The sequence below is a fragment of the Dactylosporangium sp. NPDC050588 genome (genome assembly GCF_040654975.1).
In the GTDB taxonomy this organism is placed as follows: Bacteria; Actinomycetota; Actinomycetes; order Mycobacteriales; family Micromonosporaceae; genus Dactylosporangium; species Dactylosporangium maewongense.
Genome location: NZ_JBFAJA010000056.1, coordinates 33,172 through 46,921 on the forward strand (window position 1 = coordinate 33,172; position 13,750 = coordinate 46,921).

Annotated in this window: 12 protein-coding genes; 5 read left to right on the forward strand and 7 right to left on the reverse strand. The window is 72.8% G+C overall.

Annotated elements, in window-relative coordinates; all coding sequences use genetic code 11:
- Positions 1–51: 51 nt before the first annotated feature.
- Positions 52–1,566 (reverse strand): amino acid permease, encoded by a 1,515-nt coding sequence (locus AB0I21_RS34040; RefSeq protein ID WP_360567334.1) that lies wholly within the window; start codon positions 1,564–1,566, stop codon positions 52–54.
- A 126-nt stretch (positions 1,567–1,692) separates the two neighbouring features.
- Between AB0I21_RS34040 and AB0I21_RS34045 the strand changes: the two genes are divergently transcribed.
- Positions 1,693–2,994, forward strand: coding sequence for an FAD/NAD(P)-binding protein (locus tag AB0I21_RS34045; RefSeq protein ID WP_360567335.1), 1,302 nt, complete (start codon positions 1,693–1,695; stop codon positions 2,992–2,994).
- Here the strand turns inward: AB0I21_RS34045 and AB0I21_RS34050 are convergent.
- The 4 genes from AB0I21_RS34050 to AB0I21_RS34065 are packed head-to-tail and all read right to left on the reverse strand — an operon-like array spanning position 2,948 to position 6,795.
- Positions 2,948–3,553 carry an ATP/GTP-binding protein gene (locus AB0I21_RS34050; RefSeq protein ID WP_344512360.1) on the reverse strand — a complete coding sequence of 202 codons (606 nt, stop codon included), beginning with the start codon at positions 3,551–3,553 and terminating at the stop codon, positions 2,948–2,950. The two genes, AB0I21_RS34045 and AB0I21_RS34050, sit on opposite strands and share 47 nt — an antisense overlap.
- Positions 3,534–3,917 carry a DUF742 domain-containing protein gene (locus tag AB0I21_RS34055; RefSeq protein WP_360567337.1) on the reverse strand — a complete coding sequence of 128 codons (384 nt, stop codon included), beginning with the start codon at positions 3,915–3,917 and terminating at the stop codon, positions 3,534–3,536. The genes AB0I21_RS34050 and AB0I21_RS34055 overlap by 20 nt, the downstream gene beginning before the upstream one ends.
- Positions 3,904–4,326, reverse strand: coding sequence for a roadblock/LC7 domain-containing protein (locus AB0I21_RS34060; RefSeq protein ID WP_344512356.1), 423 nt, complete (start codon positions 4,324–4,326; stop codon positions 3,904–3,906). The genes AB0I21_RS34055 and AB0I21_RS34060 overlap by 14 nt, the downstream gene beginning before the upstream one ends.
- Positions 4,327–6,795 carry a nitrate- and nitrite sensing domain-containing protein gene (locus tag AB0I21_RS34065; RefSeq protein ID WP_360567339.1) on the reverse strand — a complete coding sequence of 823 codons (2,469 nt, stop codon included), beginning with the start codon at positions 6,793–6,795 and terminating at the stop codon, positions 4,327–4,329.
- Between the two features lie 168 nt (positions 6,796–6,963).
- On the opposite strand from AB0I21_RS34065, the gene AB0I21_RS34070 reads away from it, so the two are divergent.
- Positions 6,964–7,365, forward strand: coding sequence for a hypothetical protein (locus AB0I21_RS34070; RefSeq protein ID WP_360567340.1), 402 nt, complete (start codon positions 6,964–6,966; stop codon positions 7,363–7,365).
- Between the two features lie 293 nt (positions 7,366–7,658).
- Here the strand turns inward: AB0I21_RS34070 and AB0I21_RS34075 are convergent, their stop codons facing one another.
- Positions 7,659–8,600, reverse strand: coding sequence for a PfkB family carbohydrate kinase (locus AB0I21_RS34075; protein ID WP_360567342.1), 942 nt, complete (start codon positions 8,598–8,600; stop codon positions 7,659–7,661).
- A gap of 91 nt (positions 8,601–8,691) precedes the next feature.
- On the opposite strand from AB0I21_RS34075, the gene AB0I21_RS34080 reads away from it, so the two are divergent.
- Positions 8,692–9,804, forward strand: a complete 1,113-nt coding sequence (locus AB0I21_RS34080; protein ID WP_360567405.1) for an FAD-binding oxidoreductase — start codon at positions 8,692–8,694, stop codon at positions 9,802–9,804.
- On the opposite strand, the gene AB0I21_RS34085 is transcribed toward AB0I21_RS34080, so the two are convergent.
- Positions 9,801–10,385, reverse strand: coding sequence for a PadR family transcriptional regulator (locus tag AB0I21_RS34085; RefSeq protein ID WP_344512346.1), 585 nt, complete (start codon positions 10,383–10,385; stop codon positions 9,801–9,803). The two genes, AB0I21_RS34080 and AB0I21_RS34085, sit on opposite strands and share 4 nt — an antisense overlap.
- A gap of 56 nt (positions 10,386–10,441) precedes the next feature.
- Between AB0I21_RS34085 and AB0I21_RS34090 the strand changes: the two genes are divergently transcribed.
- Positions 10,442–11,209 (forward strand): ABC transporter ATP-binding protein, encoded by a 768-nt coding sequence (locus AB0I21_RS34090; RefSeq protein WP_360567344.1) that lies wholly within the window; start codon positions 10,442–10,444, stop codon positions 11,207–11,209.
- A gap of 61 nt (positions 11,210–11,270) precedes the next feature.
- On the forward strand, positions 11,271–13,742 hold the full coding sequence (locus AB0I21_RS34095; RefSeq protein ID WP_360567345.1) for a PAS domain S-box protein: 2,472 nt from the start codon (positions 11,271–11,273) through the stop codon (positions 13,740–13,742).
- Positions 13,743–13,750: the final 8 nt, after the last annotated feature.

Sequence of the window (13,750 nt, forward strand, 5' to 3'; positions counted from 1 at the left end):
GACCCGCAATCCGGGGGCGCCGGCTCCGCGTCCCGTCCGGCCCGAGCCTTCCTACGACGTCCGGTCGCCCGGCGCTTCCCGGTCGTCCGGTCGCCCGCCGCCCCCGGTGAGCCCCTCCCGGGCTTCCGTGGCGAGCGCGAGGTTGGCGCGGCGCATCCCGTACAGGAAGAACAGCACCAGACCGGCGGCCATCCAGATCAGGAACCGCACCCAGGTCACCACCGGCAGGTTGAGCATCAGCCACAGGCTGGCCAGCACGCTCAGCGCCGGCAGCCACGGCACTCCCGGCGCCCGGAAGGCCCGGGGCAGGTCCGGCCGCGTGCGCCGCAGGACGATCACGCCGAGCGACACCACGATGAACGCGAACAGCGTCCCGATGCTGGTCAGCTCCGACAGCTCCGACAGGGGCACGAACGCGGCGAGCACGGCGACCACGACGCCGGTGATCGTCGACATGACCCACGGGGTGCCGTAGCGGGGGTGCACCTTCGACAGGACCGGCGGCAGCAGGCCGTCGCGGGCCATCGCGAACGACACCCGGGCCTGCCCGAGCAGCAGCACGAGGATGACGGACGTGATGCCGCACACGGCGCCGAGGGAGATCAGGTCGGCGGCCCAGCCCTGCCCGACGAGGTCGAACGCCTTCGCCAGCGGCGCGGCGGTGTCGAGCTGCTCGAAGGGGACCATGCCGGTCACCACGAAGGCGACCGCCATGTACAGCACGCCGCAGATGACCAGGGAGCCGATGATGCCCCACGGGACGTCGCGCTGCGGGTTGCGGGTCTCCTCAGCCGTGGTCGCGACGACGTCGAAGCCGATGTACGCGAAGAACACGATGGACGCGGCCGCGACGATGCCGAACCAGCCGAAGTGCTGCGGCGTGATCCCGGCCAGGACCTGCAGCAGCGGCGCGTCGCCGCCACTGGCCTTGGTCGACGGCTCGGCGGCGGGGATGAACGGCGTGTAGTTGGCCGCCTTGATGAAGAACACGCCGAGCCCGATGACGAACACGACGACGGCGACCTTGACGACGACGAGGAACCCGGTGACCCGCCCGGACAGCTTCGCGCCCATGACCGCCACGATCGTGAGGGCGGCGACGATGAAGGCGGCCCCGAAGTCGGGCAGGGCCTTGTCCCCGGCGAGCCAGGTGGGCAGGTCGAACAGCTCCTGCAGGTAGGCCGACCAGCCGCGGGACACGACGGCGGCGCCGAGGGCGAGCTCCAGGCACAGGTCCCAGCCGATGATCCAGGCGACGAACTGCCCGAGGGTGGCGTAGGAGAAGGTGTACGCGGAGCCGGCGACCGGCACGCTGGAGGCGAACTCCGCGTAGCAGAGGGCGGCGAGGGCGCACACCACCCCGGCCAGGGCAAACGAGATCACGATGGCCGGGCCGGCGTTACGGGCGGCCTGCTGGCCGGTCAGCACGAAGATGCCCGTACCGATGATCACGCCCACCCCGAAGACCGTCAGGTGGAACGCCGACAGGTTCTTGCGGAGTCCTCTGCCCGGTTCGTCCGTGTCCCGCAGCGACTGCTCGATCGGCTTGGTCCGAAAGATCGACATCGGTACACCTCCTCGGGGCCTGACAGGCCCTGAACCCGACATGCCCGGACGATCTGGGTTCTACACCCGGGTGGCCGCACCTAGTACAGTTAAAACCTACCGGTTAGATAGAAATTAGGGGCGGGCATGCAAACCACAGTGGTCGTGGGCGGAGGCTGTAGCGGCGCCCTGACGGCGATCCATGTCAGCGGCCCGGCGGACCGGGTCGTGCTGGTCGACCCGGCGCCGGCGGACACGCTCGGTCGCGGCGCGGCGTACCGCACGACCGACCCGACACATCTGCTCAACTCGCGGGCGGCGGCGATGAGCGCGCTCGCCGACACCCCGGACGACTTCGTCGACTGGTGCCGGGAGCAGGGGCTCCCCATCGGCCCGGCGGACTTCGCGCCCCGCGCGGTCTTCGGCGACTACCTGCACGACCGGCTGCGCGGCGCCGACTTCGAGCACGCGCGCGGCGTGGCGATCCGCCTGGACGCAGGCCGGGAGCGACTGAGCGTGGTGCTGCGAGGCGGGCAGACCGTGGCCGCGGACCGGGTCGTGCTCGCCCTCGGCCACGGCGCCCCGGCGGGCCCGCTGTCGATCACCTCGGCCGTGCGCACCCACCCCTACTATGTGGGAAACCCGTGGACGCCGGGCGCGCTGGACCGGGTCCCGGGAGACGTGCCGGTGCTGCTGATCGGCACGGGGCTCACCGCGCTGGACGTCGCGATGTCGCTGAGCAACCGGGGGCGCCGGGCGCCGTTGCACGCGGTGTCGCGCCGTGGCCTGCTCCCCCAGCCGCACCTGGAGACCCAGCCGAAGGCCACCGGGACGTTCGCCCACGACGGCGCCGACGCCCGCGGGCTGCTGCGGGCGGTCCGGCGCTACGCGGCGACCGAGGCCGACTGGCGCTGCGCCGTCGACACGCTGCGGCCGCAGATCGACCGGCTGTGGCGGCAGCTGTCGGTGGACGCGCGGCGGCGGTTCCTGCAGCACGTCGCGGCGTACTGGGAGGTCCACCGGCACCGGATGGCGCCGACGGTCGCGGCGCGGGTGGCCGCGCTGCGCGACAGCGGCGCCCTCCGCACGCACGCGGCGGCGATCCACTCGATCCGGCGCGGCGAGCGCGGCTTCGTGGTGACGCTGCGGTTCAAGGACAAGGATGTGAGCTGGCCCGTCGGCGCGATCGTCAACTGCACCGGTCCGGGTGGCGCCGCCACCAGCACGCTCGGCCGGGCGCTGCTGGACGACGGGCTGGCCCGGCGCGACCCGACCGGCACCGGCCTCGACGTCGACGGGCACGGCCGGCTCGTCGGCCGCGACGGCGAGCCGTCCGACCGCATCTTCGCGATCGGCCCGACCCGCCGGGGTGCCTGGTGGGAGACGACGGCCGTGCCGGAGATCAGAAGCCAGGCCGCCGCGCTGGCTCGAGTGCCGGTGCCTGCTTGATCGTCATGACGTGCTCGACGAGCGCGATGAGCACGCCCTTGATCGAGCGCCGGTCGCGGGCGTCGCAGAGCACCACGGGCACGTCCGGGTCGAGGTCCAGCGCCCGGCGGACCGCCTCCGCGGTGTGCTTCTGCACGCCGTCGAAGCAGTTGACGGCGACCAGGAACGGCGTGTTGCGCTCCTCGAAGTAGTCCACCGACGGGAAGCAGTCGGTGAGCCGCCGGGTGTCGGCGAGCACGACCGCGCCGAGCGCGCCGAGCGCCAGCTCGTCCCACAGGAACCAGAAGCGGTCCTGTCCCGGGGTACCGAAGAGATAGAGCACGATGTCGTCGTTGATGCTGATCCGGCCGAAGTCCATCGCCACCGTCGTGGTGGTCTTGCCCTCCACGCCGTTGACGTCGTCGATGCCGACGCCCGCGTTGGTGAGCACCTCCTCGGTCTGGAGGGGACGGATCTCACTGACCGCGCTGACGAGCGTGGTCTTGCCGACGCCGAACCCCCCGGCGATGAGGATCTTCACCGCCAGCGGGATGTGCCCGTCAGAGCGATCGGAGACCATTGACAACCGCCTTGAGAATGCGATCGTCGGGCCGCTGCGGCCCGACGGATTGGTCGTACACAGGTTCGTGCATTTCGATGAGGCCCTGCTGGAGCAGGTCGCCCAGCAGCACGCGCACCACGCCGAGCGCGAGATCGAGGTGTGAGGCGAGCTCCGCGACCGTGATCGGCACGCGGGTGCGGGCCAGGATCGCATAATGCTCGGGCTGCAGGTGCCGCGGGCCCGTCCCGCCGTCGGCGTTGACGACGAACGCGACCAGGTCGAAGCCGCCGACGACGGGCTTGGCCCGCCCGCCGGTCACCGCGTACGGGCGCACCACCGGGCCGGCCTCGGAGTCGAGCCAGTCGTGCTCACCCCGCGACATCGGACGGAGCGCCCGTTCGTGACGGTGCGGTGAGGTACTGCCCGACCCGGGTCACCAGCATCGCCATCTCGTAGGCGATCACGCCGATGTCGGAGTCCGCCGTGCTCAGCACCGCCAGGCAGGCGCCCTGCCCGGCGGCCGTGACGAACAGGAACGCGTCGTCCATCTCCACGATCGTCTGCCGGACGGTGCCGCCGTTGAAGTGCCGGCCGGCGCTGCGGGCCAGGCTCTGAAACCCTGACGCGACCGCCGACAGGTGCTCGGCGTCGTCCCGGCCGAGGTGGCTGGACGCGCCCATGAGCAGCCCGTCGGCGGAGAGCACCACGGCGTGCTGCGCCGACTCGACCCGATCGACGAGGTCGTCGAGGAGCCAGTCGAGCTTGCCGGTGCGACTCGTCGATTGTGCCACCTATGCGTCCCTTTCCAGTGTGGGTTGATCGTCGGTGAGCGCCGCCTCCCGGCGCCCCCGGGTGAACCCCGCCTGCAGCGACGTCATCATCGCGCGGGTCTGCTCGGGCGACCTGCCACCGGTCCCGGCGGCCGCGAACTGCGACGCCGGCACGCCGTCGACCGTGTGCTCGTCGTCAGGTCGCTCCCGGAGCTGCGGGGCGAGGCTCGCCTGCCGGCGCCGCTTGGGGAGTCCGTCGTCGGTGAGATCGACGGGTTGCTCTGGTGGCGTCTGCCGCGTCGGTACCGCCTGAGCCGGCACGACCGGTGGCGGCATCTCGGCGTCGGCGTCGCGCCCGCGGACGGGCAGGGGCACGTGCGTGGCGGCCGTGCTCACCTGCGACGGGACGAGCTCCAGGACCTCCGCGGTGAGCCGCTCGTCCGGCCCGACCCGGCGCGTCTCGAACTCGGGCTGCGCCGCCACCTCACCGGCCAGTTCGCCGTCCAGCTCACCGGCCAGCTCGCCCGCCAGCTCCGACGCCGCCTCCGACGGGGTCGACGCGGTCAGCTCCGGGGTGGCGCCCGTGATCAGGTGGGGCGGGATCAGCACGACCGCGGTGACGCCCCCGTACGGCGACGACCGCAGCGTGACCCGGACGCCGTGGCGGGCCGCGAGGAGCGCCACCACGAACAGGCCGAGCCGGGCGCTGTTGGCCGGGTCGAAGTCCGGCGGGTGCAGCAGCCGCTGGTTGGCCTCCTCGATCGCCTCCGGCGACATGCCCAGCCCGCGGTCCTCGATCTCGACCGCGAACCCGTTCGGCACGAGCTGGCCGCTGATCTGCACCCGGGTGTGCGGCGGCGAGTACGACGTCGCGTTCTCGATCACCTCGGCGAGCAGGTGGATGACGTCGGCGACGGCCCGACCGACCAGCGACGCCTCGGGCAGCGTGAGGAAGCCGACCCGCGCGTAGTCCTCGACCTCCGACACCGCGCCGCGGACCACGTCGACCATCGGCACCGGGTTGCGCCAGCCGCGGCCGGGGGTCGCGCCGGCCAGGATGACCAGGTCCTCGGCGTGACGGCGCATGCGGGTGGCGAGGTGGTCGACCCGGAACAGGTCCTCCAGCTCCTCCGGGTCGCCGGTCCGGCGCTCCATCCGGTCCAGCAGCGCGAGCTGGCGGTGCAGCAGCGTCTGGCTGCGGCGGGCGATGTTCAGGAAGACCTCGTTGAGCCCCCGGCGCAGCTGCGCCTCGTGCGCCGCGGACTCGATCGCGGTGCGCTGCACGGCGCTGAACGCGTTGCCCACCTTGCCGATCTCGTCGGTGCCGTACTCCAGCGGCGGCGCCGCCTCGGCCAGGTTGAGCTCCTCGCCCCGGCGCAGCCGGCCGACGAGCTCCGGCAGCCGCTGGTCGGCGAGGACCTGGGCGTCCTGGCGCAGGCCGGTGAGCCGGTTGATCAGCGACCGGCCGATCCGGATCGACAGCACGACCGAGATCGCGATCGCGAGCAGACCCAGCACCGCGGCGAGCACCAGCCGGACGATGATCGCGACACCGACGGGCTCGGCCCGCTCCAGGATCGTGTCGCCGTACTGCAGGTCCAGCTGGCGCAGCTGCTCGGCGAGCTTGTCGTAGGCGTCGCGCCACACGGCGATGTCGACCGGGATGGCGACGTTCGGCCTGGCCTCGGCGATGATCTTGTCCTCGAAAGCGGTCAGCTTCTTGTGCGCGTCGCCCGCGACGATGTCCCGGTAGACCCGCTGCACCGTCTCGGGCAGCTCCGCGGACTGCTCCGCGTATTCGGCGCGCTTCGCTCCGATCGCCGCGATCAGGTCGGCGGCCTCGGTGCGGATGAACTTGCCCGCCGCGGCGGCGCCGTTGACCAGCGAGTCCTCCCGCGCGAGCAGCTCCCGGGCCCGGCTCATCGCGATGTTGGTCCGGGCGTCCTTGCTCAGCTGCGCGTCACTGACGCCGGGCAGCGCGTTGTACCAGCGGTAGATCGCGTCGATCGGCCCGTTGTAGACCTCCATCGCGCCGGTCCGGTCGATCTGCCCCAGCGAGATCCCCGAGCGTCCCGACACGATCCCGTCGAGCGCCACCATGATCTCCGTGAGGCGCCCCCTGGCGGCCTCCGGCATGGCGTCCTTGGTCTCCCCCTTGCCGGCGAGGGACCGGAAGTGGCTGATGGCGGTGTCGGTCTTGCGCCGCTGCTCGGCCAGCAGCGCCGCCTCCGGCTTCCCCTCGGCCCGGCCGGACCCCAGGTACACCTGCGAGAGCTTCCGCTCCCGCTGCAGCTCGACGGTCATCGTCTCGGCCGGCTCGGCGGCCAGCTTGTAGTAGGTCTGCGCATCGAACAGCTCGACCACCGCACCGGACGTCAGGCTGGTCGCGAAGACCCACAGCACGACGAGCGACAGCAGCGGCGGGAGCAGCAGGGTCACGATCTTGGCGCGGATCGACCACGTGCGGATTCTCCACGTGCGGGTCTTCATGTGGTCCTCGTGGGTCGCGTCGACAAGGGGGGTGGCGCGTCTCGGGCATGATACGGACAGACAGGCGAGGAAGTCACCAACAAGGTCGTCGCCGTCCCAAACCCGGCTCGCTCCTGATCTCCCTCCCCCGCCGGTGTGCATTCCCCGCCCCCGGGCAGGGCGCCCCGCATGCGGCGTGGACGGTGGGTTTTCGCGATCAGTGCCTGGGCCGTGTGCACGACGGCGCTCAGCGTCGTCGGCATCGACAAGGTGGAGTCCATCCGCTCGTCCATGGTGGCCGCCACCAGCGGCGGCCGCCCTTCCGCCGCCGCTTCACCGTCCTCTTCTCCGTCGCCCGGCTCCACGCAGATGCTGCCCACCCCCGGCGGCACCGTCGCCGCCCACTGCAACGCCGGCCTGACCTGGGCCGACTACCTACGCCCGGCGACCGGCTTCCACATCGAGGACGCCCAGCAGGGCCCGGCCGCCGAATACCGGGTGACCTTCAAGACGAACGGCCAGGAGGTCCGCGTCGTCGTCCACTGCGACCCCAAGACCCTCCTCCCCACCACCGAGGTCACCCTCGGCTGAACCACCCACCCCACAGAACAAACCCCACGAACCACGACGCTGCGCGATCCACCCCCTATTCAGAGATCGACTTTGGGGTGGATCGCGCAGCATCTATGGAACAAAAGCCGCGAATTCGGGCATTGACCAACGTCTGTGCGGGTGGGCGAGGAGGGCGTGCGCGGAGCGGAGAAGTCGAGCGGCCCGCTGGCGAGTAAGGGCGGGGTGCAAGTCCGGCGCCGCGGGTTGCGCGGCGGCAAGACCGGACGAGCGCGGGACCGGTCCAGCGTGGCGGCGGGTGGCTGGTGGTGGGGTCAGGCTGGGGTGGGGTCCAGGAAGCCGAGCTGGGCGGCGGCGAAGGGGAGGTCGCGGTCGCGGATGGCGGCGCAGCGCTGGGCTGTGGCGGCGGCCTCCGGCAGGGCGGCGCCGGCGAGCTGGGCGAGGACGAAGCCGGCGACGTACGCGGACCGGTTGCGCGGTGTCGGGGCCGCCGAGGTGTGGACCGTGTCGGCGTCGTGGCTGTGCACGACCGCACCGTCGGCGTCGAGGGTGACGGCCACGACGGCGGCGGCGGTCGAGCGCAGGAGCATGCCGCGGGATGCGATGACGGCGGCGGTGGTCGTCCCGTCGACGACCCCACCGACGGTGTCGAGGGTGGGCGTGACGAGGTCCGGGCCGAGGTGGGCCCACGGCGCGAGGTCCAGCGCGTCGACGGCGAGGAGCGGCACGTCGAGGCGCCGGCTGGCCAGGAGCGCGCGGACGGTGGGCCCGAGGGTGCCGGCGCCGAGGTCGCAGACGACGACCGCCGCGGGGCGCTCGGCGAGGGACTCGCCGAGGCGGTGCAGGAGTGTCTCGGCGGCCCCGCCGGTGAGGGGGCTCGTGTCGCCGTCGTCGAACCGTGCCACCACCTGACCTGCGGCGACGACGCGGCGCTTGGTGAGCGTACGCCGGCCGACCGCGACGACCAGGCGGTCGGTGGCGCCGCCGTCCCACACCCTGGAACGCAGCGTGGCGCCCGCGTCGTCGTCGCCGGTCACGCCGACGACGGTGGTCCTGGCGCCCAGCCCGGTGAACGCGCCCGCGACGGCCGCGGCACCGCCGGCGACCTCGCGGGTCGTCTCCAGCGTGATGACCGGGACGGGAGCCTCCCGGCTCATGCGGGTCGGGGTGCCGGTCAGCCAGCAGTCGAGCACGGCGTCGCCGACGACGAGCACGGGTCGGTCCTGCCAGCGGGCGGCGAGTTCGGCGAATCTCACGCCTCCATGCCTACCCGACTCGAAACGGAACATTCTGCAACATCACAACATCGCCTGCGACAATTGCAGGATCGAACGCGCAGACGTGGCGATGATCGGTGGGGGCATGGCCGGCCTGTCCCTCGCCGCGGAGCTCGCCGAGCTGGACAGCCGGATGGTCGCACGGGTGGAGGCGGCGGGTGGCCACCGCGAGCCGTTGCGGATCGTGGTGCTCGAACGGGAGAACCAGTTCGGTTACCACACGACCGGGCGGTCCGTGGCCGCCTTCCTCGAGAGCTACGGCACGCCGGAGGTGCGGGCGCTGACCCGCGCGTCGCGGACGATCCTCGACGCGCTCGGCGCCGAGTCCGGCACGCCGCTGCTGCGGGCCAGGCCGTTGGTCTGGATCGCCGGCGAGGAGCAGCTCCCGGCGATGAACGCGCTGCTGACCGCCAACCCGGCGCTGCGCGGCACGGACGTCGCCGGGGCGCAGACGCTGTGCCCGGCGCTGCGCCCGTCGGCGGTCGCCAGGGCCGCGGTCGAGCGCACCGCGCAGGACATCGACGTCGATGCGCTGCATCAGCTGTACCGCAAGCGCGCCGCCGCCGCGGGGGTGGTGCTGCGCACCGCGATCGGCCTGGAGGCCGGCGAGTGGACCGGGCGCGGCTGGCGGCTCACCACCGACCGCGGCGAGCTGGAGGCCGAGCGGGTCGTCAACGCGGCCGGTGCCTGGGCGGACGCCGTCGCCGGGCGGCTCGGGGTGGCGGCCGCGGGGTTGAAGCCGCTGCGCCGTACCGTGGCGATCGTCTCCATCGAAGGGGTCGCGCCCGGCTGGCCGCTGGTGCACGACGTGGGCGACGAGTTCTACTTCCGCCCCGAGGGCGGCGGGCTGCTGGTGTCGCCGTGCGACGAGACGCCGTCGCCGCCGGTGGACGCGGTCGCCGCGCCGGAGGACGTCGCCCTCGGGGTCGAGCGGGTCGCCGCGGTCACCACCCTGGACCTGCGGCGGGTGCGGACGAGCTGGGCGGGGCTGCGGACGTTCGCGCCGGACCGCAACCCGGTCGTGGGGCCCGACCCGGTGCAGGACGGGTTCTACTGGTTCGCGGGGCAGGGCGGCTCCGGCATCCAGACCGCGCCGGCGTTGGCGCGGCTGGGCGCGGCGGAGCTGCTGGGCGAGCCGTTCGAGATCCCCGGCCTGCGGCGGGGCGCCCTGCACCCCCGTTAGGCGGGTTGTTGCAGCTGGTCCGGGCCCGTCGGCCGGACGCCCTTCAGCGTGGCGACCGTGGCCGGATCGCTCAGCAGCGCCCGCTCCGCGTCGTCGACGAACGCGAGGTCGGCCTCGACGTGCCGGGTCGCCGCCGACAGCAGCAGCCCGACGACCGGGTCGGCCGCCTTGCGCCGCAGGCCGTCGAGGTTGCGCAGCTCGCGCAGCAGGTACGTGCGTTGCTGGCCCAACACGGTGCGCACCACCTCCCCGTCGCCGGAGCGGGCCGCCGCGGTCACCTTGAGGAAGAAGTCGTCACGGAAGCCGCCGCTGCGCGGGCTCGCCTCGTCCAGCCAGCGCCGCAGCTCGCCGCGGCCGGCGTCGGTGATCTCGTAGACGACCCGGTCGGGCTTGACCGCCTGGGCGTGCCGCTCGGAGCTGACCATGCCGTCGCGGGAGAGCCGGTCCAGGATCTGGTACAGGTGGCCGATGTTCAGCGGGCCCCACTGCGGGCCGACCGCGGTCTCGAACGCGCTCTTCAGCTCGTACCCGTAGCTGGGCCCGTGCGACAGCAGCGACAGCACCGCGTGATGGATCGGCATGTCCAGAGCCTACTCGCCCCTTGCATTGTCGCAATGCATTGCGACAGAGTAGGGCGATGACCGCACCGTCCACCGGCGCCACCATCTCCACGGGCGCCGCGCTGTCCGTCGCCGGGTTGACCAAGCGCTTCCACACCGGGGAGCAGGACATCGTCGCCGCCGACGAGCTGACCCTGAGCGTGGAGCCCGGCAGCTTCACCGCGGTCACCGGGCCGAGCGGGTCGGGCAAGTCGACGCTGCTGCACCTGGTCGGCGCGATCGAGAGCGCCGACGCCGGCACGATCGTCGTCGACGGCGTCGAGGTGACCGCGCTGCGGCGGCGCAAGCTCAGCGAATACCGGCGCACGGTCGGGTTCGTGTTCCAGCGGTACCACCTGCTGCCCGCGCTCACCGCGCTCGACAACGTCATCGCGCCGGTGCTGCCGTTCCGCGTCGGGTTCGACAAGCAGCAGCGCGCCCGCGAGCTGCTCGACGCGGTCGGCCTCGCCGGCCGGGAGCGGGCCCTGCCGGCGCAGCTGTCCGGCGGCCAGCAGCAGCGGGTGGCGATCGCCCGGGCCCTGATCGGGTCGCCGAAGCTGCTGCTCGCCGACGAGCCGACCGGCAACCTCGACTCCGCCAACGGCACGCAGATCCTGGACCTGCTGCTCGACCTGCGGGAGGCGCGCGGCATGACGGTGCTGCTCGCCACGCACGAGCAGCAGATCGCGGCGCGGTGCGACCGGCTGCTGCGGCTCGCCGACGGGCGGCTCACCGACGACATCGACCTGACCGCCGGCGAGGACCCGTCGTCGACCCTGGCCCGAGCCACGCAGCTCCGGCTTTAGTCTGATTTAGCCCCTTTGCGCGGGTACCATCGACCTAGCTGCTCGCGGGTTGGGGGTGGACATGCCGCAGCTCGACCTCGGTGTGCTCACGCAGCCCGAACGGCTTGCCGCGCTCCGGCGGGCCCAGACGCTGCTGGCGTCGTCGTCCGCGCCGGTCGACGGCCTGGTCCGGCTCGCCGCGCGCTCGGTCGTCGCCCCCGTCGGTCTGCTGACCCTCGTCGACGACGAGCGGATGCACATCATCGGCCGGCACGGCCTCCCGCCGGACCTCGACCGCGTCCACGCCGAGCCGGCGACCAGCTCGTTCTGCCAGTACGTGGTGACCGAGAACGCACCGCTCGTCGTCAGCGACGCCCGGGACCACCCGGTGCTGCGCGACCTCGGCGCGGTGCTCGACCGGGGCGTCACGGCGTACCTCGGACACCCCATCCACGACCTGCACGGCAACACGCTCGGGGCGATCTGCGTCACCGACTCCGTCCCCCGGCACTGGACCGACGACGACATCGCCGCCGTGTCGGAGTGCGCCGCGATGCTGGAGGTCATGCTCGGCGCCGAGACCAGCCGGCAGGACATCTCGATCGCCGCGGCCGAGACCGACGCGGTGCTGGAGACCGCGCTGGAGGCGTTCATCGCCATCGAGCTCACCGGCGAGATCACGCGCTGGAACAAGGCGGCCGAGCGCACCTTCGGCTGGTCCGCCGCGGAGGCGATCGGCAAGCAGGTGGACGAGCTGATCATCCCCGAGCGGTTCCGGGCCGCGCACCGCGCCGGGCTGACCAGGCTGGCGCGGGGCGGCGTACCGAAGCTGATCGGGCAGCGGCTGCAGCTGTACGCCACCAACCGGGCCGGCGACGAGTTCCCAGTTGAGCTGACCCTGAACGTCGTGGAAGGGCCGGCCGGGCGGCACGCGCACGCGTTCGTGTACGACATCAGCGAACGCGTCACCGCCGAGCGGCAGCTCGCCCGCGAGCGGCATTTCCTCAGCGCCCTGCTCGACAACCTCGACGCCGGCGTGGTCGCCTGCGACGAGCGCGGCCGGATGATCCTGTTCAACCGCGCGATGCGGGAGATCACCGGCGGCGACGCCGACCAGTCGACCGCCTCGAGCTGGGTCGAGGCCTACCGGTCCTACGGGGACTCCGGCTCCTCGCAGGCGGAAGACCTGCCGCTCGTCCGCGCCTTCCACGGCGAGCACGTCCGCGAGGCCGAGGTCGTCGTCCACATGCCCGGACGCCCCCGGCGCAGCTTCACCGCCAACGCCCAGCCGATCCGCGACACCGACGGCAACCGGCTCGGCGCCGTCGCGGCCCTGCACGAGGTCACCGACCGGCGCCGGGCGCAGCGGCTCATCGAGTGCGAGCTCGCCGTCTCCCGCATCCTGGAGCAGGCGCCCACGATCGAGGACGCCGGCCCGGAGCTGCTCGGCACCGTCGCGCGGACCCTGCAGTGGCCACACAGCGAGCTGTGGCTGGTCGACAAGGTCGGCAACGTCCTGCGCAACGCCGCCATGTGGACCGAGCCCGGCTACGTCATCCCCGAGCCCGGCCCCCTCGCCCCCGGCGTCGGCGTCTCCGGGGTCGCCTGGGAGACCGGCCAGCCCGCCTGGGTCCCCGACATCTCCGTCGTCGGCAGCCGCCTCAACGTGCCGTCGCTGGCCCGGCACGGCCTGCGGGTCGGCCTGGCCGTGCCGATCCGCGACGGCACCGGGGTCACCGGCACGCTCAGCTTCTTCGGCGACGCCGCCGAGGAGCCCGAGCAGTCCCTCATCGCGCTGCTGTCCGGGATCGCCGCGCACGTCGGGCAGTTCCTGGAGCGCCGCCGCGCCGAGGACCTGGCCCGCCAGCTGGCCCGCACGAAGGACGAGTTCATCTCCCTCGTCGGCCACGAGCTGCGCACCCCGCTCACGTCGATCTCCTCGTATACCGAGCTGCTCCTGCACGACAACGACGACGAGACGACCCGCTCGCAGTTCCTGTCGGTCATCGCCCGCAACGCCGAGAACCTCCGGGCGATCATCGACGACCTGCTGGACCTGGCCGGCCTGGAGAGCGGCTACGTCTCCCTCGTCGAGCGTCCCCTGGATTTCGCGGCCGTGGTCGGCGACTCCACGCTCGCGGGCACCCGCGCGGCGCAGGAGAAGGACATCGACATGCGGGTCACGCTCCCCGACGGCCCGGCGCCCGTCGCCGGCGACCCGCCGCGGCTGCGCAAGGTCGTCGACCACCTCGTCACCAACGCGGTGAAGTTCACACCCGCGGGCGGCCGGGTCGAGATCGAGCTGACCCGCGACCGGGCCGGCGTCGACCTGCGGGTCACCGACACCGGCGTCGGCATCCCCGAGGAGGAGCGGTCCCGGCTCTTCGAGCGCTTCTTCCGCGGCTCCAACATCCGCAGCCTCGGCCTGCCCGGCACAGGCCTCGGCCTGGCCATCAGCCGCACCGTCATCGAACGCCACGGCGGCACGATCACCGTCACCGACCATGGCGACAAGCCCGGCACCACGTTCCTCGTCCGCCTGCCGTCGCTGTAGCCCGTGGG